The 19,730-nt window shown below is 59.1% G+C and carries 20 protein-coding genes; 9 read left to right on the forward strand and 11 right to left on the reverse strand.

From position 1 onward, the window contains the following. Positions 1-140: 140 nt before the first annotated feature. Positions 141-2,264, reverse strand: a complete 2,124-nt coding sequence (gene recQ / locus V6943_RS19285) for a DNA helicase RecQ (protein ID WP_340555113.1) — start codon at positions 2,262-2,264, stop codon at positions 141-143. A gap of 237 nt (positions 2,265-2,501) precedes the next feature. On the opposite strand from recQ, the gene V6943_RS19290 reads away from it, so the two are divergent. Next, entirely contained in the window at positions 2,502-3,089 is a 588-nt protein-coding gene (locus V6943_RS19290; RefSeq protein ID WP_131650463.1) for a UPF0149 family protein, read from the forward strand. 15 nt (positions 3,090-3,104) lie between these two features. Next, positions 3,105-3,506: a YbaN family protein gene (locus V6943_RS19295; protein WP_131650462.1), complete on the forward strand. Its 402-nt coding sequence runs from the start codon at positions 3,105-3,107 to the stop codon at positions 3,504-3,506. A gap of 24 nt (positions 3,507-3,530) precedes the next feature. Here the strand turns inward: V6943_RS19295 and V6943_RS19300 are convergent, their stop codons facing one another. Beyond that, positions 3,531-4,121: a tRNA-uridine aminocarboxypropyltransferase gene (locus tag V6943_RS19300; protein WP_340555100.1), complete on the reverse strand. Its 591-nt coding sequence runs from the start codon at positions 4,119-4,121 to the stop codon at positions 3,531-3,533. Between the two features lie 97 nt (positions 4,122-4,218). Between V6943_RS19300 and V6943_RS19305 the strand changes: the two genes are divergently transcribed. Continuing rightward, a complete protein-coding gene (locus tag V6943_RS19305; RefSeq protein ID WP_340555101.1) occupies positions 4,219-4,890 on the forward strand; it encodes a glutathione S-transferase in 672 nt (223 codons plus the stop codon). Between the two features lie 23 nt (positions 4,891-4,913). Here the strand turns inward: V6943_RS19305 and V6943_RS19310 are convergent, their stop codons facing one another. Next, a complete protein-coding gene (locus V6943_RS19310) occupies positions 4,914-5,039 on the reverse strand; it encodes a PA1414 family protein (RefSeq protein WP_305955868.1) in 126 nt (41 codons plus the stop codon). Between the two features lie 177 nt (positions 5,040-5,216). Continuing rightward, a complete protein-coding gene (gene aceK / locus V6943_RS19315; protein WP_340555102.1) occupies positions 5,217-6,941 on the reverse strand; it encodes a bifunctional isocitrate dehydrogenase kinase/phosphatase in 1,725 nt (574 codons plus the stop codon). Between the two features lie 157 nt (positions 6,942-7,098). On the opposite strand from aceK, the gene V6943_RS19320 reads away from it, so the two are divergent. Continuing rightward, positions 7,099-8,016 (forward strand): DMT family transporter, encoded by a 918-nt coding sequence (locus V6943_RS19320; protein ID WP_181101385.1) that lies wholly within the window; start codon positions 7,099-7,101, stop codon positions 8,014-8,016. Positions 8,017-8,018: 2 nt separating this feature from the next. On the opposite strand, the gene V6943_RS19325 is transcribed toward V6943_RS19320, so the two are convergent. Both V6943_RS19325 and cysK read right to left on the reverse strand, forming a co-directional pair. Continuing rightward, positions 8,019-8,888 (reverse strand): DMT family transporter, encoded by an 870-nt coding sequence (locus V6943_RS19325; RefSeq protein ID WP_340555103.1) that lies wholly within the window; start codon positions 8,886-8,888, stop codon positions 8,019-8,021. Positions 8,889-9,213: 325 nt separating this feature from the next. Continuing rightward, complete coding sequence (gene cysK / locus V6943_RS19330; protein WP_131650456.1) at positions 9,214-10,188, reverse strand: cysteine synthase A; 975 nt, start codon at positions 10,186-10,188, stop codon at positions 9,214-9,216. A 458-nt stretch (positions 10,189-10,646) separates the two neighbouring features. Between cysK and V6943_RS19335 the strand changes: the two genes are divergently transcribed. From V6943_RS19335 to V6943_RS19350, 4 genes are all read left to right on the forward strand, one after another. After that, complete coding sequence (locus V6943_RS19335; RefSeq protein ID WP_340555104.1) at positions 10,647-11,723, forward strand: DUF748 domain-containing protein; 1,077 nt, start codon at positions 10,647-10,649, stop codon at positions 11,721-11,723. A 141-nt stretch (positions 11,724-11,864) separates the two neighbouring features. After that, on the forward strand, positions 11,865-12,710 hold the full coding sequence (locus tag V6943_RS19340; RefSeq protein ID WP_131650453.1) for an AAA family ATPase: 846 nt from the start codon (positions 11,865-11,867) through the stop codon (positions 12,708-12,710). A gap of 51 nt (positions 12,711-12,761) precedes the next feature. Continuing rightward, the gene (locus V6943_RS19345; RefSeq protein WP_131650452.1) at positions 12,762-13,160 is read left to right on the forward strand and encodes a GFA family protein; all 399 of its coding nucleotides are present in this window, start codon (positions 12,762-12,764) and stop codon (positions 13,158-13,160) included. 50 nt (positions 13,161-13,210) lie between these two features. Beyond that, entirely contained in the window at positions 13,211-14,389 is a 1,179-nt protein-coding gene (locus V6943_RS19350) for a vWA domain-containing protein (protein WP_340555105.1), read from the forward strand. 33 nt (positions 14,390-14,422) lie between these two features. Here V6943_RS19350 and V6943_RS19355 read toward each other — a convergent pair whose 3' ends face one another. Genes V6943_RS19355 through V6943_RS19365 form a run of 3 tightly spaced genes read right to left on the reverse strand, consistent with a single transcriptional unit; the run spans position 14,423 to position 16,263 of the window. Then, positions 14,423-14,971 carry a DUF2937 family protein gene (locus tag V6943_RS19355; protein WP_181101380.1) on the reverse strand — a complete coding sequence of 183 codons (549 nt, stop codon included), beginning with the start codon at positions 14,969-14,971 and terminating at the stop codon, positions 14,423-14,425. Further along, positions 14,965-15,747: a class II glutamine amidotransferase gene (locus tag V6943_RS19360; protein ID WP_131650449.1), complete on the reverse strand. Its 783-nt coding sequence runs from the start codon at positions 15,745-15,747 to the stop codon at positions 14,965-14,967. Before V6943_RS19360 ends, V6943_RS19355 begins: the two co-directional genes overlap by 7 nt. Before the next feature lie 51 nt (positions 15,748-15,798). Continuing rightward, positions 15,799-16,263, reverse strand: a complete 465-nt coding sequence (locus V6943_RS19365; RefSeq protein WP_197445734.1) for an MFS transporter — start codon at positions 16,261-16,263, stop codon at positions 15,799-15,801. Between the two features lie 216 nt (positions 16,264-16,479). Here V6943_RS19365 and V6943_RS19370 point away from each other — a divergent pair, with 216 nt between their 5' ends. Then, positions 16,480-16,920, forward strand: coding sequence for a universal stress protein (locus V6943_RS19370; RefSeq protein WP_256057647.1), 441 nt, complete (start codon positions 16,480-16,482; stop codon positions 16,918-16,920). A gap of 34 nt (positions 16,921-16,954) precedes the next feature. On the opposite strand, the gene V6943_RS19375 is transcribed toward V6943_RS19370, so the two are convergent. Both V6943_RS19375 and V6943_RS19380 read right to left on the reverse strand, forming a co-directional pair. Next, complete coding sequence (locus V6943_RS19375; protein WP_131650446.1) at positions 16,955-17,647, reverse strand: DUF6901 family protein; 693 nt, start codon at positions 17,645-17,647, stop codon at positions 16,955-16,957. Between the two features lie 86 nt (positions 17,648-17,733). After that, a complete protein-coding gene (locus tag V6943_RS19380) occupies positions 17,734-19,638 on the reverse strand; it encodes an ATP-binding cassette domain-containing protein (RefSeq protein WP_340555106.1) in 1,905 nt (634 codons plus the stop codon). Between the last annotated feature and the right edge of the window lie 92 nt (positions 19,639-19,730).

The following is a 19,730-nucleotide window of genomic DNA, read 5'->3' on the forward strand; positions in this document are numbered from 1 at the left end:
CAAAAACTAATTATTAGCGAGCTAACCACAGCATCGGAATGCTGGCAAGGCTACCATCGGTGCAAGAACGTAACGCTGCATTACAGCCCCCCTGCCGAGACCGCAGGACAATAGCGGTTACAGGCGCGCTCCAGACGCGATCAAAGCTCGAATTCAGCCTGCAGTGAAGCCCGGACACAGAACAGCACGGCTTCCGGCACCCGCCCTGCAAAGTGCTCGGCCACGGCGGCAACGGGAGGCAACTCGCCTTCACCATCGAGAAAAGCTTCTTGGATCTCGCCTAACAAGTCCTCCGGAATATCCAGCGCCTGTTCCAGACTGAGCTGTTGCTGGCCTATCGCTTCGGACAACATGGCGTAAACGTTCTTTTCACTGCATTCGAGTTGTCGCGCGATCTGTGCCGGCGTCATGCCGGCTCGGGCCAGCGTGATGAGCTCATGACGGATATCGGCGGCTGACCTGACGGTATTCGCCGTGCCTTGCAGGACCTCCAGAAACGCCTGGCCATAACGTTCGAGCTTGCGCGCGCCGACACCGCTGATACGCGCCATATCCGCTAGAGACGCAGGCTGGCTACGGAGCATTTCCAGCAGCGTCGCGTCCGGAAATATCACATAAGGGGGCACGCCATGTTCCTCGGCCAGCTTGCGGCGCAAGGCGCGCAACGCCTCCCAGTTTTCCCGCTCTTCGCTGCGCACCAGCTGACTCGCCGCGCTGGCGGAGGGCTTCGATGCCTTGACAGCCAGCTCGCGTCGCAGCTCCAGCGTCACCTCCCCGCGCAACAGGGCGCGACAGCTATCACTGAGCCGCAGCCCGCCAAAACCGTCCAGATCGACGTCGGCCAGCCCTCGCGCGACCAACTGGCGGAACAGCGAGCGCCATTCGCCTTCCGATAACGCCTTGCCAACGCCAAACACCGATAGCTGTTGATGACCGAGGCTGCGAACTTTTTCGTTATCGCGCCCCAGCAGAATGTCGACCAGGTGCCCAACACCGTAACGCTGACCGCTGCGATAAATGGCCGACAACGCCTGGCGTGCAGGTTCGGTAGCATTCCAAGTCTGCACGCCATCCATGCAGTTGTCGCAATGCCCACAGGGCTCGGGCATTTGCTCATCGAAATACGCCAGCAGGACCTGACGGCGGCAGCGGGTCTCCTCGCACAGCGAGAGCATGGCGTCGAGCTTGTGTTGCTCGATGCGCTTGTGGCGCTCGTCGCCTTCGGAGTTGTTGAGCATCTGCTTGAGGAAGATGACGTCTTGCAAGCCGTACGCCATCCAGGCATCGGCGGGCAAACCATCACGACCTGCGCGGCCCGTTTCCTGGTAGTAGGCTTCCAGAGACTTCGGTAAGTCCAGATGCGCGACGAAACGCACGTTAGGTTTGTCGATGCCCATGCCAAAGGCGATGGTCGCGACCATGATCAAACCTTCCTCGTTGAGGAAGCGCTTCTGATGGAAGGCCCGCAGATCATTCGGTAGCCCCGCGTGGTAGGGCAATGCGGGGAAGCCCTGTTCGGTAAGGAAGGCGGCAGTATCGTCAACCTTCTTGCGGGACATGCAGTAAATGATGCCGGCATCGCCGCGGCGCTCGGCCAGGAAAGCCATCAATTGCTTGCGTGGCTGCTCCTTGGGCACGATGCGATAGAAGATATTCGGGCGATCGAAACTGGAGAGGAAGCGCTCGGCATTCTCCAGATGCAGCCGCTGAACGATTTCCTCACGCGTACGCTTGTCCGCCGTGGCGGTCAGCGCAATCCGTGGGACGCTGGGGAAAAACTCGGCGAGTTGGCCAAGTTGTAGATATTCGGGACGGAAATCATGGCCCCACTGCGAGACGCAATGGGCCTCGTCGATGGCAAACAAGCCAATCTGCAAGCGCTGCAGAAACGCCAGCATGCGTGGCTGCACCAGCCGCTCGGGGGCAAGGTAGAGCATCTTGATTTCGTTGCGTCGCAGGCGCTCGGCGATGTCCCGTTGCTGCTCGGGACTTTGGGTGGAGTTGAGCGCCACGGCCGCGACACCCAGTTCCTCGAGCGTAGCGACTTGATCATCCATCAAGGCAATCAGCGGCGACACCACCACCGCCAGGCCGTCACGAAGCAGCGCCGGGACCTGATAGCAGAGCGACTTGCCACCACCGGTCGGCATCAGCACCAGCGCATCCTCGCCGCTGGACACACGCTGGATGATCGCACCCTGGTTACCACGAAACGCGTCGTAGCCGAAAACATCTTTGAGAATGCGCTGTGCCTGATCGAGCATGCCGGTCTCCGAAACAAGACGCGCGAGTATACGCGACACGGACGCAGCCTTCAGGCCGAACACCACCACGACGCGATAGTCGGACGGCAATACGGTTAGCGGAACTCCAACGTGGTTTTCATATCTCTCGAAGACGATGGGCAAAGCTGACGCAGCACCGCAGCGAACAGCGCGCGGTAGCCGGAGGCCCACGGCTCGTCTAGAATCACCGCTGTTCTCTTTCCAAGGTAGTCATCGATGTCATTCGCCGAGCAACTCGCCCGCCTGCAAGTGTTTCTGGATGCAGATGATCTGCACGAAGAGGCACTGGATTACATCGCCGCGCACGGCTACCTGACCGCCCTGTGCATCTGCTCGGAGCAGGTGCCGGAGCGTGAATGGATCGACGCGCTGTTCTCCGAACCGCCCAAGTACGCCGACGACACCGAGCGCGACGCCATCGAAGCGACGCTAATTCAGCTCAAGGCGCATATCGCCCGGCAACTGGCTAGCGATGAAGACATGGATCTGCCTTGCGAGCTGGACCTGGGCGACGAGCCGGACGAGTCCGACCTGCGCGGCTGGTGCATCGGCTTCATGGAAGGCGTGTTCATGCGCGAGTCGGTATGGTTCGAAGAGTCAGAGGAAGAAGTCAGCGAGCTGCTCCTGCCGATCATGGTTGGCTCCGGCCTTTTCGATGAGCAGCCCGAGTTCAGCGATATCGCCGCAGACCGCGATCTGGTCGACGAGATGGCCGCTCAGATTCCCGAAATCCTTACTGCGCTGTATCTGATCTGCCACGCCCCCGAAGAAAAGCCGGCGCTACTCAAGCCGCGCCGGCATTGACACGCGGATAGCCTCTTGGCCCACCGCGATATCCCGACGTATCGCAACCCGGTAGCGCGCTACGCGTTGCTGGTGGTGGGCTGGATATGCGTTGGTCTGGGCGTCATCGGTATCTTCCTGCCGGTTCTGCCTACTACTCCTTTCCTGCTACTCGCCGCTGCCTGCTTCGTACGCAGCTCGCAGCGTTTCTACGTTTGGCTGGTGATGCATCCAAGGCTCGGCCCGTGGTTTCGGGATTATCTGGAAGGCAACGGCATCCCGCTCAAGGGCAAGGTCTATGCGATCACCACCATGTGGCTCAGCATCGGCGTGTCCTGTTGGCTGGTACCGCTGTTCTGGGCTCGGATCGGCATGCTGATCAGTGCGACCCTGGTAACGCTTTACATCCTTCAACTGAAAACTCGTCCGCCGCGCTAAGGCGCCACGCCTTTATTGGCCGCCTCAACGGTGACAGCCATGATTGCGCTGAAAAACTTCTGCGCCCATAGCATCGATCTGAGTTTCGATCAGCGCCTCGAACGGCCTCAGCAACGCATCGAACCGCCCTGCGCCTTCCAGAGCATTCAAGGCGACCACGATTGCTTCTAGCGTGGACAAAGCACCAGGCATCGGAGCCTTGCGTAGTCGATAACGTGACGTCAGCCCCTCGGGAAGCGCTACGCGTGGCAGGCTGGCGAGCGCTGGGTTGAGATGTAGCAATTTGCGGGCCTTGCGCCAGGTGCCATCCGGAACGACGAGCCGCAACGGGCGATCCTCAGCAGCCAGTTGTGCGAGCGACACGGCGTCGTCCCCCGGGAACAGCAGATAGCTTTCGCGACTATCGCTCACTGGCAGATCGTCGAACCGCTCCCCCACTCGCAGTTCGGCGCTCGTCAGCCCCAACGCCGCGAGGCGTGCCGTATTCAAGGCATGTCCGGTTTCGCTGGGGTGCTGCAGGATCAGCACCTCGGTCTCGCTGACGAGCGAGGGGATCAGGGCGCAAAGGCATTGCTTCAATGGACGTTGGCAACGCGGACAGCGCGGACGAGGCATGGCTTCTCCTTCAGGGGCGGGAAGTCTGCCATATCGTATGGAGGTGTAAAGGTGGACTAAGCTAGTCGCCGTCACTGGACCGGACGAGGCAGCGCAGATGCTCACATTGCACCACTTGGACAATTCCCGCTCGCAACGCGTGCTCTGGCTTCTGGAAGAGCTCCCGCTTCCTTACGAAATCAAGCGCTATGCTCGAAACCCACAGACGATGCTGGCCCCGGCTGAGCTGAAGCAGGTGCACCCGCTCGGCAAGTCGCCAGTCATTACCGATGGCGAGCTGACACTGGCCGAGTCGGCCGCAATTCTGGAATACCTGATCGATCGATACGGCGAAGGTCGCCTGGTTCCAGCAGCGGATTCGCCAGATTACCGTCGTTTTCGCTACTGGATGCACTACGCCGAAGGCTCGGCGATGCCGCCGCTACTACTCAAGCTTGTGTTCGATCGAATCTCCACTGGGCCTATGCCGTTTTTCATCCTCCCGGTGGCACGAGCCATTGCTAAAGGTGCCCATAAAGCATTCATCGGCCCGCAGTTGAAGCTTCATCTGGACTATATGGAAAGCGAGCTAAGCAAAAGCCCATGGTTCGCGGGAGAGGAATTCAGTGTCGCGGATATCCAGATGAGCTTTCCTTTGGAAGCCGCGCGAGCTCGCGCCGGGCTGGATGCCAGTTACCCGATGCTGAGCGCTTTTCTAAAAAGGATACATGACCGCCCCGCTTACCAGCGGGCCGTAGAACGGGGAGGTCCAGTCATGCCCGGGCGCTGAAGGGCAACCCGTGCAAAATTGAATCAGCGCTTTGGCGCCTTTGACGTGCACCGCTGGGAGCGAACCGGTATCGGTTGCAGGCGAGGCGGCTCAATGAAGCCAAGCGCCACTGCCAGATTCCAGCACACACGATTGAGCCATGCTTTCATGGTCGAACCCTCCTGCTTCGTTACGGGTCTTGGTGGAGCCGTGGGGCTTCGTTGTCAGCATAACCCATGAAGTGCACCGCCGCCTGCGACAGATGTTGCAGATCATTCCGCCGCGGTGCTTTCGTCCGGCTCTATAAATGCGACCTGCCGCGTCTGCAAGCGTTCACCTCGCGGCTCTTACTGAACAGTTCGTTCCTTGCGTCTGTATGGAAAAACATCAATAACCTTGCCGTCGCTTATCGCGCACTGCAAACCCTTCCAATAATCGGCGTCATACAGCTCGCCATGCAATTTGGCGAACAATCGACGCTGCTTAATATCAGCGAAGAGAAAACGCGGAAACTCCTCGGGAAACACATCGTTCGGCCCCACCGAATACCAAGGCTCGGATGCCATTTCATCTTCTGGATAGCGGGGCTCGGGGATATAGCGAAAATTCACCTCGGTGAGAAAGCAGATCTCGTCATAGTCGTAGAACACCACCCGACCATGACGGGTCACGCCAAAGTTCTTCAGCAACATGTCACCTGGGAATATGTTGGCTGCAGCGAGTTGCTTGATGGCCAGTCCGTAGTCTTCCAGCGCCTCCTGCACCTGCTGCTCGCTGGCGCTGTCGACGTATATGTTCAGGGGCGTCATTCGCCGCTCCGTCCAGCAGTGACGCACCAGCACGGTATCGCCTTGGACCTCGACCGTGGAAGGTGCGACTTCCAGTAGCTCTGCCAGGCATTCCGGGTCGAATTTCGATTTTGGAAAACGAAAGTCGGCGAACTCTTGTGTATCCGCCATACGCCCTACCCGGTCGACATTTTTCACCAGCCGATACTTTTCAATGACCGTGGCGCGGCTGACATTCTTCGTGTGCGAAAACCGATCCTTGATGATCTTGAATACGGTATTGAAACCCGGCAGCGTGAATACGCTCATCACCATGCCGCGCACCCCAGGCGCCATGATGAAACGGTCGTCCGTAACGGCCAGATGGTTGATCAGCGCACGATAGAACTCCGACTTCCCGTGCTTGTAAAAGCCGATCGACGTATAGAGTTCCGCGATGTGCTTGCCCGGCATGATGCGTTTGAGAAAACCGATGAACTCCGCCGGAATCGGCACCTCGACCATGAAATACGAGCGCGTGAATGAAAAGATGATCGAGACTTCCGCCTCGTCGGTGATCAGCGCATCTGCGACTATGCCGGCCCCCTCGGGATGCAGCAGCGGGATGACCAGCGGCCATTGCTCGTCGCGCGTGAAAACCCGTCCGACCAAGTAGGCACCCTTGTTGCGATACAGCGCCGAGGAAAAGACTTCAACTGCAAGATCGGGATCCTTGCATACCCAGTCCGGCAACGACTCTTGCAGTTGTGCCTCGAGCCGTCGCAGATCGCCATCGAGATCGTCATAGGGCACAGCGAAAGCAAAATCGTTGAGGATCTGCGCCAACACTCCATGTAGATCGCCGGCCGGGCGATAGCGACGAGTCTGGGCCATCCGCTCCTGGGCCCGATTTGTCGGCCGGGTCGAATGGATGAACATGGTGTTGTCGCTGATGCAATCGTGGCTGAACAGCATGCAGAAGATCGAGTTGTACCAGGTTTCGGACAACTCATCGTCGAAGCGCGGGTCAATCAATTCGATGTACGCGCTCTTGACCTGGGGCCATCGCTGCACATCAAGCAGTACGCCTTCGGCGAACCTAGACCGTAAGTCCTTCGCGGTTTCGCCGACCTTCTGCTCGTAAAGAGCGATGCGTGCCGCCGAGGCACGCTGAGCGTCCTGCCATTGGGCCTGCTCGAAGCGAGCCCGAGCGCCGGTCGTGATCAATCGGAAGTGCTCACGGTAATCATCGAAGCCCAGCAGAATCTGCCTAGCAATCTCGGCGTCAGGCGATGTTCGCACCATGTCGGTTATCCGGCAGCGACAAAAGCCGAGCTTAGCCAGTGGCCGATAGCAATGAAAGCGCTGCAACGAGATCGGAAAAGTTTGAAAGCGTGTTTCGACTTGCGAGATCAGCAAGTCTCACTAACACTTTGACGTCCCATCACCGGAGCCATTCTCCATGCGCCCCTTAGATTTTCTGCGTCTGCTCAGTCTCGCTGCAATCTGGGGTGCCAGCTTCCTGTTCATGCGCATCATCGCGCCGGAACTCGGAACCTTTCCCACCGCGTTTTTCCGCGTGCTGTTCGCCTGTATCGGCTTGCTGGGAATACTGGCGATGATGCGGATTCGCTGGGACTTTCGCGGCAAACTGAAACTGTGCCTAGTTCTGGGGATGATCAATTCGGGGATTCCTTTCGCATTCTATGCGCTGGCCGCGCAGCTTCTGCCGACTGGCTACTCAGCTATATTCAATGCCACCACACCGATGATGGGCGTGATCATCGGCGCCTTGTTTTTCGCCGAAGAGCTGACAACGACGAAGGTGATCGGCGTGCTCTGCGGTCTCAGCGGCGTAGCGCTATTGACGCGTACCGGCCCCGTGGCGTTCGACGCGAATCTGCTGATCGGCGCGCTTGCATGTCTGGGTGCAACCGCCTGCTACGGTTTCGGCGGTTTCCTGACACGCCGCTGGATCAATCAGCACGGCGGATTGAACAGCGAGCTGGTGGCCTTTGGTAGTCAGATGGGCGCGGCACTATGTCTTTTGCCGCTGTTCCTGATCTCGCTGCTGATGGCTCCGCCGGTATCCTGGGGCGGCGGCACGGTCTGGCTCAGCCTGATCGGGCTCGGCGTCGTCTGCACCGCCTTCGCCTATATTCTTTATTTCCGGCTGCTAGCTGACATTGGCCCGGTCCGCACGCTGACGGTGACCTTCATCATTCCGCCCTTTGGCGTACTCTGGGGTACCCTACTGCTCAACGAACCGCTGTCCTGGGCTTACCTCTATGGTGGTGCGCTGATTGCGGTAGCGCTCTGGCTAGTGCTGAAACAGGCGCCAACCACAACCGTGGCGGCGCCAGAAACCCAGCGCGGCTAACGCTAATCGGACGAACGCCGAAACACCATAACGAGCCCGAGCACGATCAACAGCATGCCGATAAGGCTGAGCATCGGCAGTACGTTATCGAACACTAGATAATCCATCAGCGCGGTAACGGCCGGCACCAGATAGAACAAGCTGGTCACGTTGACTAAGTTCCCGCGTGCGATCAATCGATACAGCAGCAAAGTCGCCGCCACGGATATCAGCAGCCCCATCCACAACACCGGTATCCAGAAACCCAGCGCCGGTGTGATCTCGAAAGGCTGAAAAGGCACGAACAGCGAACAGAGCAGTAGCCCGGCGAAGTATTGCAAGGGCATGGCGCGAAGCGGATCGCCGTATGCGCGCTTTTGCATCATCGAGCCCAGCGTGATGCTCAACAGCGCCAGCAGAGCGCAAGCTACGCCCGTCCAAGACAGCCCACCCACGCCGAGGCTGTGATAAACCACCAGTACAAGACCGACCAGCCCGAGCAACAAACCGAGCAATCGCATCGGCCGTAACCCCTTGCGCTCTAGCAACACCGCCGTGAGGATCGGCTGCACACCTAGCAATGTCGCCATGACGCCCGGCGTCACCTGCAGATCCAGCGCCAGCAAATAGAAGATCTGATAAGAGCCCAGCAGCACTACGCCAGTCGCTAACGCAAACCAGCGCGCCCTTTTACTCTCAGGCAACGATAGCGAAGCCAGCCGCATCACGACCACCAATGCAACGAATGCGATCACGAAACGAACCAGCAGAAAGGCAAAAGGCGATGCGTACGCCAAGCCCCATTTTGAAACGATTGCACCGCTGCTCCAGAACAGCACGAAAAGTACCGTAGTCGCATACGCGACCAGGTTGTTGGGTGATAACGAAATCATCCTGCCACCTTTGGGAAAGGCAATACGAGACTGCGCCAGCGAATGGCAAACGCAGTGACGGGGATGCCGGCGAACCGGCGTAGCTCAGGCCAGCGCGGAAGGTGGCGGTGGCGGAGCCAGTGGCAAGCCCGGTGGCGGGCTCGCAGGTAGGCAGGACAGGATGATCGGCATGAACGTAGGCACTGCAGAACCGCCCGTAAGGAACGGGCTTCCACAATAAGCGCTGGTGCCGCAGGCTACGTTGTTCATACCGATCTCGAAACGAGGAAAAAAGACTATAGCTGCGCTGCGCCAAATCCGCCAAGACAGGCCGGCGCAGCGAAATTCACTGTTGCAGTTCCTGCTCACCGAATATATCGGCGAACAACATGGTGGACAGGTAGCGCTCACCGGAGTCCGGCATGATGACAACGATATTCTTGCCCTGCATTTCCGGCTTCTCGGCCAGACGCACCGCCGCAGCCATCGCCGCGCCGCAGGATATGCCGCAGAGGATGCCCTCTTCACGCATCAAACGCAGCGCCATTGCCTTGGCCTCGTCGTCGCCGACCTGCTCGACATGATCGACAACCGATAGGTCGAGATTTTTCGGCACGAAGCCAGCACCGATGCCCTGAATCTTGTGCGGGCTGGGTTTGACCTCCTCGCCAGCGAGCGTCTGGCTAATCACCGGCGAGCTGATAGGCTCGACCGCCACGCTGAGGATCTTCTTGCCCTTGGTGTTCTTGATGTAGCGCGAAACCCCTGTGATGGTGCCGCCGGTTCCGACGCCGGAAACCAGAACGTCGATGTTGCCTTCGGTGTCATTCCAGATTTCCGGACCAGTTGTCTTTTCATGGATTTCCGGATTCGATGGGTTCTCGAATTGCTGTGGCAGGAAGTATTGCTCGGGATTCGATGCGGCGATCTCCATGGCCTTCTCGATGGCCCCCTTCATGCCCTTCGCCGGTTCGGTGAGCACCAGCTCCGCACCGAGCGCCTTCAGTACCTTGCGACGCTCCAGGCTCATCGATGCCGGCATGGTCAGAACCAACTTGTAGCCACGCGCCGCCGCGACGAATGCCAGGCCAATGCCGGTGTTACCGGAAGTCGGTTCGACGATCGTCATGCCTGATTTGAGGCGACCCGTTTTCTCGGCATCCCAGATCATGGCAGCGCCGATCCGGCATTTGACCGAATGAGCGGGGTTACGGCCTTCGAGCTTGGCCATGATGGTGACGCCCTTGGGGCCCAGGCGGTTGACCATGACCAATGGGGTATTTCCGATAGTCTGCGCGTTGTCAGCAAAGATGCGGCTCATGACAGTGTTCCTGCGAGTGAAAAACCAGACTCATGAGCCTAAGCTCAGTCTCATGGCTCGTCCAGCCGAACTCAGCGATACATGCAAAGGTCCACCCACTAGAGTCTGTTGACGTTTCGTTCGCAGCCGCGCCGGAGCCTGTTTTTGTGCAAGGCAAGGCACGAGGAGCGAAGTTTGGTCGTTCCAAAAAGAGCGACGAGAAACGCCGCATCGCGCAAACAGGCTCTGCCCGAAGGGTTGCGCGGTAAAGGTCGCCATGCGGCGTTGCGGGACTTCGCAAGGGAGCACCAATACCTGCGTCCCGCGCGATCCACATGGATGTGATGAATGCAGCAAGCCCGCCGGGAGCGGGCGCTGCCTTGCCTGGCGACATTTGGCGCAGCAACGCGGCTCGCGACGAAACGCCAACAAACTCTAATAAGCAGTTCCATGATGAACCCGACCGAATCAGGCCTGTCATGAAAAAACGCTACCGCTTTCCTGTGTGGATACTCCTGTCGCTCGTTCTGCTATTGCTGGTCGTTCACCTCGCGTTGCCTCACCTAGTGCTCAATTATCTGAACGGCAAGCTGGCTGATTTGGGCGAGTACCAGGGGCATATAGAGGATGTCGATCTGGCCTGGTGGCGTGGCGCTTATCGTGCCGACGGGCTCCTCATCGAAAAGAAGAACGAGCAGGTTCAGGCGCCGCTGTTCACCGCAGACTCGATCGATATAGGGGTGAGCTGGCGTGCGCTCTGGAAAGACCGAGCCCTGGTCGGCGAGGTGGTGTTGGAGCAACCGCAACTGAACTTCGTCGACGGCGAAGCCGCTGATGACTCGCAAACCGGTGAAGGCGTCGATTGGCGTGACCAGCTCGAAGCGCTGATGCCGTTCACACTGAACGAGCTACGCGTCGTGGACGGTCAGCTATCGTTTCGGAATTTCGAGGCCGATCCGCAGGTGCATGTTTATGCCAACGCGATCAATGCGAGCCTGTACAACCTGACCAATACGGGCGACCGCGAGCAAGGACGCGTCGCCACGTTCGAAGGCGCGGCCAAGCTGTTCAATCAGGCCCCGATGGAAGCTACCGCGCATTTCGATCCCTATACCGACTTCGAAGATTTCGACATCGACCTGCGGATGACTGGCCTGGAGTTAACCAAGCTGAATGATTTCAGCAACGCCTACGGAAATTTCGATTTCGCCGCCGGCACCGGGGATCTAGTCATGGAGATCGAGGCCAACGACGGTCAGCTGGACGGCTACATCAAGCCGCTGCTGCACAATGTTGAAGTCTTCGACTTCGAGCAGGACGTGGAGAACGAAGACAAGGGCTTCTTCCGCGGCATCTGGGAAGCCGTGGTCGGTGGCGGTGAGGAAGTACTGCAGAACCAGCGCAAGGAGCAATTTGCGACGCGAGTCGAGCTGTCCGGTAGCACCAAGAACACCGACGTAAGCCCGTTTCAGGCGTTTGTCGCGATCCTGCGCAACGCCTTTGTCGAAGCCTTCTCGGCTCGCTTCGAACGCTCACTCAGCGAAGAGGACGAGTAAAAACCGAACAGTAGACGAAGCCGTGCCCATTCAGTGACTGAATGATCCACTTGCGTTCACAGTGAAGCGTCCATCACTTATAGTCCGCCGTCTAATCAAACATGAAGTGCCTGCGTGCCAGGCCTGATCAAGGAAATCCCGATGAAGTTTGAAGGCACCCAGTCCTACGTCGCCACCGACGACCTGAAACTTGCCGTCAATGCCGCTATCACGCTGGAGCGCCCTCTTCTGGTCAAGGGCGAGCCGGGCACCGGTAAAACCATGCTCGCAGAGCAATTGGCCGAATCCTTCGGCGCGAAACTGATCACCTGGCACATCAAGTCCACCACCAAGGCGCATCAGGGACTGTACGAATACGATGCGGTGAGCCGCCTGCGCGATTCGCAGCTGGACTCCGACCGGGTGCACGATGTGCGCAACTACATCAAGAGGGGCAAGTTGTGGGAAGCCTTCGAGTCCGAGCAGCGCGTGATCCTGTTGATCGACGAGATCGACAAAGCCGATATCGAATTCCCCAACGACCTGCTCCAAGAACTCGACAAGATGGAGTTCTACGTCTACGAGACCAACGAAACCATCAAGGCCAAGCAGCGGCCGATCATCATCATCACCTCGAACAACGAGAAAGAACTGCCGGACGCCTTCCTGCGTCGCTGCTTCTTCCACTACATCGCATTCCCGGATCGGGAAACTCTGCAGAAGATCGTCGACGTGCACTACCCGAACATTAAGAAGGACTTGGTGGCCGAAGCCCTCGATGTGTTCTTCGATGTCCGCAAGGTGCCGGGCTTGAAGAAGAAGCCGTCCACCAGCGAACTGGTCGACTGGCTGAAGTTGCTGATGGCCGACAACATTGGCGAAGCCGTGCTGCGCGAACGCGATCCGACCCGCGCGATTCCGCCGCTGGCGGGCGCCCTGGTGAAAAACGAACAGGACGTGCAATTGCTTGAACGTCTGGCGTTCATGAGTCGTCGCGCCAGTCGCTGAACGGCGACGGCTCCAGGCGGAGCCGCCGCGTCACATTACTGGAGAAGAGCCATGCAAACGCATACCGGTAGTTGCCTCTGCGGCGTCGTGCGGTACCGCATCGACGCACCGATCAACGAGCTGACCCACTGCCACTGCAAGATGTGTCGCAAGGCACACGGCGCTGCATTCGCGACCTACGCGAGCGTACCGCTGGAAGCCTTTCACTTCATGTCCGGCAAGGACCAGTTGGGCGTTTACCACTCTTCCGAGCATGTGACGCGGACGTTCTGCATACGCTGCGGCTCCAACCTGCAATTCGTCGACAATCGCGAGCACGAGCTCGGCGTCGCGGCCGGCACGCTCGATTCACCGCTGCCGGTTCCGCCGCAGGAACATATCTACGTCGGCTCCAAGGCTGACTGGTACGCGATCCGTGACGGACTCGCGGAACACGACGAAGAGCGCTGATCCATCACAACGCAAAGGTGCCGCCACGACGGCACTTCCCGAGGATTGCCATGCTGCTTGGCCTGTTCAATGAAATGCGTGCAGCAAAGGTGCCGGTATCGGTACGTGAGCTGCTCGATTTGATCAACGCGTTGAAACACAACGTGAATTTTGCCGACATGGACGAGTTCTACTATTTGTCGAGGGCCATTCTGGTCAAGGATGAGCGCCACTTCGACAAGTTCGACCGTGCCTTCGGTGCGTACTTCAATGGGCTGGAAAATCTTGATCGGCACATCGAAGCGCTGATTCCCGAGGAATGGCTGCGCAAGGAGTTCGAGCGGTCGTTGAGTGACGAGGAGCGCGCCAAGATCGAATCGCTCGGCGGGCTGGACAAGCTGATCGAGGAATTCAAGAAGCGCCTGGAGGAGCAGAAGGAAAAACACTCCGGCGGCAACAAGTGGATTGGCACCGGTGGCACCAGCCCCTTTGGTTCGGGTGGCTACAACCCCGAGGGCATTCGCATCGGTGATGCTGGCAAGCGCCAAGGCAAAGCGGTAAAAGTCTGGGACCAGCGCGAGTACAAAAACCTCGACGATCAGGTCGAGCTGGGTACACGCAACATCAAGGTCGCTCTACGCCGTCTGCGCAAGTTCGCCCGTCAGGGCGCGCAGGACGAGCTGGATCTGGACGGCACTATCGATCACACCGCCCGCGATGGCGGCTTGCTGAATATCCAGATGCGCCCTGAGCGACGCAACGCGGTGAAACTGCTGATCCTGTTCGACATCGGCGGCTCGATGGATGCCCACGTGAAGGTCTGCGAAGAACTGTTCTCGGCCTGCAAAACCGAGTTCAAGCATCTTGAGTATTTCTATTTTCACAACTTCATCTACGAATCGGTCTGGAAGAACAACTTCCGCCGCACCTCCGAGCGCACCTCGACCCTCGATCTGCTGCACAAATACGGTGCCGATTACAAAGTCGTGTTCGTCGGCGACGCCGCCATGGCTCCCTATGAAGTCACCCAGCCAGGCGGCAGCGTCGAGCATTGGAACGAGGAAGCCGGCTACGTCTGGATGCAGCGCTTCATGGAAAAGTACAAGAAGCTCATCTGGATCAACCCCTATCCAAAGGACACCTGGGGTTATACATCCTCCACCGGCATCATCCGAGACCTGGTCGAAGACCGGATGTATCCGCTGACGTTGAGCGGACTGGAAGAAGGAATGAAGTTTCTCTCTAAATAAGCCGAGGGATCACCGCTGGGACGCAGGCCAGGGCTATGCAGTACCGCCTGGACGTCCCGAGCGGGAGGCGCGACGCCTTGTTCCTGAGCGTCGCTGCGGAAACAGCAGCCGGCGCAGCAACACAAAAACGCTTTCGGCAAGCCACGCCAGCAACAACGCACAACAAATGCCCCACGCGATTGCCTCAGGCGCCAGCAAAACCTGGAAGCGGTAACTGCTCCAGACCTGGCGCCTCAGATCCTGATCAGCACCTATCAACACGTGCCAGGCCCGTGCATACCAGGGTCCTTGCATGATTCGCCACTCGCGATCGAGTAACTGAGCACGCCCTACCAACGTAGCGACGCTGCGTGCATCGCTCTGGATGACCGGATCTTCGCTGGCGCGATAGTGCTCGACCAGCGCGTTCAAGTTGCCTTCGAAAAAGCGCCCCGCCGTTTCCTTAAAACCTTGCAGGCCCTGCTGGGCCTCGAGTCGACGAGCCTCGACGTGATTCCCGTATGCCTGGATGAAACCCGGCACCTGAATGCCCACAAGCAGGCCCAAGGCGAACAGGGTGAGCCGCAGATAACTTCTCAGCATGACTCCACCCGTCCCCGCGCGACGCATTCGCCCAGCCGCCAGAGTGTCCACTCCCCTGGCTGGTGGACATCCCATAGCTCGTTATCGGTCAGCGGCTCAGTTGCCAGCACAGTGACCACGTCGTCTGGCGTGGTCTCGGCGGTGAAATCCACGGTCAGGTCAGCATCTTTCAACTGTGCCGGGCCGAACGGCGCGCGACGGGTGATTTGCGCCAGTTTGGTCGTACAGAAGCTGAATAACCATTCCCCGTTGCTGAGCAGGCAATTGAATACGCCCTTGGCACGATAATCGGCGCAGGCTTCGAGCAGGCGAGGCAGCAAATCTTCAGCCGCGACGCGCTCGGAAAAATCGGTGCGTATTCGGTTGAGCAGGTCGCAGAACGCCGCTTCGCTATCGGTATCACCGACCGGCTGGTAGAAACCACGTTCCGGATTGAAATCGGCAAGTTGGCCGTTATGAGCGAAGCACCAATGTTGTCCCCAGAGTTCGCGGACAAAGGGGTGGGTATTGACCAGCGCCACCTTGCCGACATTGGCGTGGCGGATATGGCCGATCACTACCTCGCTTTTGATCAGGTAGTGCTGAAGCATCTTCGCCACTTCCGACTCGCAGCTGGCCACCGGGTCCTGAAACAGGCGCAAACCGCGGCCTTCATAGAATGCGATGCCCCAACCGTCCTTATGCGGCCCGGTACGGCCGCCGCGCTGCATCAGCCCGGTAAAGCTGAAATGGATGTCGGTCGGTACGTTGGCGCTCATGCCGAGCAGTTCACACATGGGGCTATCTCCCGAGAGGTCCTGCTGCGTCTGGTACGGCTAGGGACCAGCTCAGAGTCTGGGCTCGGTCCGTGACTGGTAACGGTTCGCGGGCCGGTAATCCTCATCGTCCTCGAGGCGCTCGCGCAGGGTGCGAGGATCCTCCTCCTCGGCTGCCGACTCGGAACGGCGCAGTCGCAAGCGACGCTCGATCGGCCAGCGCACGGCGACGAACACCGCATACAACACAAATGCAATCAGCCCGTAGAGCGCCAGATCGGCGACGGCACGCCAGGCGTTGGTCCCCACTTTGAATAAAAGATCCATAGCGGTAATGGCGACGGCCGGTGCGAACAGCTCTCTGGCGGGATCGACGATGGTCGGTGTCAGCAATAACACAGCGACGATCAATCTCAGCGGCTCACGCAGCCAGCGCCACATGGAGCGCGTGATACGGAACCACACCAGCAGGCATCCAAGCGCAGCAATCCCATAGGCTGCCCAGGCGAGCAAATATTCGTTGGCGAATAGAAACATGAAGATCTCTTGTGTAGACCATGTGCGCGCACCAGCGCTTGACGCCGCGCATGATAACAGCCGAAAGCCCATCGGCTGGCATCAAGCGATGCAATGACACGCTGGTCATCATGCATGCAACGCCGTATAAACGCTGCAAAACAAAAAATGCCCTAGGCCATTCAATAGCGTGCCAAGCAGCCATACTTGTCACATGGACACAGCAGGAGAGCCATCATGACCTACCAGCATATTCTGGTCGCCACTGACTTGAACGAAGAATGCCATCCAGTCGTAGCGCGCGCTCAGGCGTTGGCGACAGCCAGCGGTGCGAAACTGGCGCTCGTCCATGTCATCGAACCCATGGCCATGGCGTTCGGCGGCGATGTTCCGATGGATTTGTCGATGCTCCAGCAACAGCAATTCGATCAAGCCCGGGACCGCTTGGCCGGTTTCGCCGACCGGTATCCCGGCCTGACCGCAGAACAACGTCACCTGGCCTATGGTCAGCCCCGCCAGGAAATTCACCGCCTGGCCAAAGAACAAGGCTGCGACCTGGTAGTGGTCGGTAGCCACGGTCGTCATGGCTTAGCGCTATTGCTCGGTTCAACCGCCAACGACATCCTTCATGGAGCACCTTGTGACGTGCTTGCGGTACGGTTGAAGAAGACCGACTAATCCTTTCGAGACCGACGCCTGAGCCGTTATCGGCTCAGGCCAGATCGGCACTCTCGCCAGCGCTCATCACCATCGGCCTGATCTTTTTCAGCTGGGTTTCCAGCGAATAGGTCAGGCTGGACGCCATCGAGAAGAAGGTCAGAAAGGCCTTCAGATTCGAATCGCCGTGGCAGGTGTCGTGGATGCGTTGCCAGAACGCCTGGTTGACCAGCTGCAGCTGCTGAAATGACCGCACCAGACCACGCAGCTCCCAGTCGGCATGCCGCCCTTCGCGCAGATTGAAATACTGGCGTGCCAGGTATAGCGAAACCGCGCGCAGCACGAATTCCTGATTGCTGGCGAACGGCAGATGCTGATGTGCCATCGGCTTGAGCTTGCCCAGCACCGGGCAGGCGCTGGTGGCCATGATCACGCCTAGCAGCGACCGCAGCCCCTCCTCCAGTCCTACCAGCTTGTTGTATTCCCGCTCTGGCGTGCGTACCCGCACCTGGGCTTTCTTGACTGCCGGCAAGCCCTGGAAATCTTCGATGACGCGATGCAGATCCACCGCGGCAGGGCAATGGCTGTAGTTGTCCCGGCTCAACGGGCAGTTGTTGCACTGCTGATGCTCCAAGCGCGTCCATTTGGGCGCCTGCATCGCTGCCTCGTGATCGTATGCGCGGTCCAGCTCGATCCGGTAGCTGAACTCATGCTCCTCATCGAGGACGATGCGGTAATCAATTGCCATCTATGCTCCGTCCGTTGCTGACAGATGTCGTTATGTCTTGAATGGCAGTCCAGGTCTCGCCATATGCATCGCGGTCACGCTGCCAGTCATTCTTCCAGCTCGGCCCAACGCTCTAGCAACTCGTCGAGCTCCTTCTGCTGCGCCTCAAGGCGGGCTATCGTTTCGCCAGTACGCTCTGAAGTCTGCTGATAGAACGTTGGCTGCGCAATTTCCGCTTGCAACGCAGCGATAGTTTTCTCGACTGCGTCTATCTTTCCGGGCAGTGCCTCCAGTTCGCGCTGCACCTTGTAGCTGAGCTTCCTCTTTGCCGGAGCGGGCTCGGCGGCGGGCGCCGCCGCGGGCTTGCTCGGAGGCGCTTCGGCTTTCACCTCTTTCGTCTCGGCCACACCGAGCAGCCTGGGCGAGCCGCCCTGACGCAGCCAGTCCTGATAGCCGCCGACATATTCGCGAACGCCCCCATTACCTTCGAATACCAGCGTGCTGGTGACCACGTTGTCGAGAAACGCTCGATCGTGACTGACCATCAGCACTGTGCCCTGGAAACCGAGCAGCACTTCCTCCAGAAGCTCGAGGGTTTCGACGTCCAGGTCGTTGGTCGGCTCGTCGAGTACCAGAAGGTTGGCCGGCTTGCTGAACAGCTTGGCTAGCAATAGACGTGCCCGCTCTCCGCCGGACAATGCCTTTACTGGCGTGCGGGCGCGCTGCGGGCTGAACAGGAAGTCTCCGAGATAGCTCAGCACATGGCGGCTCTGGCCATCGATAGTGATGAAGTCCCGCCCCTCGGCCACGTTGTCGATAACTGTTTTTTCCAACTCAAGCTGGTGACGCAACTGGTCGAAATACGCCACTTCCAGACGCGTTCCAGCTTCGACCGTGCCGCTGGTGGGTTGCAGATCGCCGAGCAACAACTTGAGCAACGTGGTCTTGCCAGTTCCGTTCGCGCCGAGCAGGCCGATGCGGTCGCCGCGCTGCAGCACCATCGAGAAATCATGAATCAGTGGCTCGCCGCCCGGATGGGCGAAGCTTGCGTGTTCGACGACGATGACCTGCTTGCCAGATTTTTCCGCCGCGTCGATCTGAATGTTGGCCTTGCCCTGATGTTCACGACGCTCACTGCGCTCGGCACGTAATGCCTTGAGCGCTCGCACACGACCCTCGTTGCGGGTGCGACGCGCCTTGATGCCCTGGCGGATCCAGACTTCTTCCTGAGCGAGCCTCTTGTCGAACAGCGCGTTGGCAGTCTCTTCTGCTGCCAGTTGCTGCTCCTTGTGCACCAGGAAGCTGGCGTAGTCGCCGTTCCAGTCGATCATGTGGCCCCGATCCAACTCCAGGATGCGGGTCGCCAGATTCTGCAAGAACGCACGGTCGTGGGTAATGAACAGCACGGCACCGTTGAAGCCGGTCAAGGCTTCTTCCAGCCAGGCGATAGCGCCAATGTCCAGGTGGTTGGTCGGCTCATCCAGCAATAGCAGATCGGGCTCGGACACCAGCGCCTGAGCCAGCAGAACGCGTCGGCGCCAGCCGCCGGACAGCTCGGCCAGGGTTTTGTCGGCCGGCAGTTGCAGACGGCTCAGGGTGCTGTCGACCAACTGTTGCAAGCGCCAACCGTCCTTCGCTTCGAGTTCCTGCTGAACGTGCATCAGCTTGTCCAGATCGGCTTCGTTCTGGATGTTCTGACTGAGATGGTGATAGTCGGCCAGCAGCTGACCCACACCCGATAGCCCTTCGGCCACCACATCGAACACGGTGCGCTCGTCAGCGAGCGGAAGTTCCTGAGGCAATTCACCAATCTTCAGACCCGGCGCGCGCCAGATCTCGCCGTCGTCCGGCAACTGGCTGCCCTTGACCAGGCTCAACATGCTGGATTTGCCGGTCCCGTTACGGCCGATAATGCAAACCCGCTCACCCCGCGCAATCTGCCAGGACACTCCATCGAGCAATGGATTGTTGCCATAGGCGAGGGACACATCGGTCAACTTGAGCAGGGTCATGACTACCTCCGGGAAACAGGGCGCGCATTCTAGCAGAAGGCGCCTGTCACACCGATGCCGCCGAGCATCGAGCCCGCTTGTCGATCACAGCG

Source organism: Pseudomonas sp. CBC3, from assembly GCF_037967085.1.
Taxonomy (GTDB): domain Bacteria; phylum Pseudomonadota; class Gammaproteobacteria; order Pseudomonadales; family Pseudomonadaceae; genus Stutzerimonas.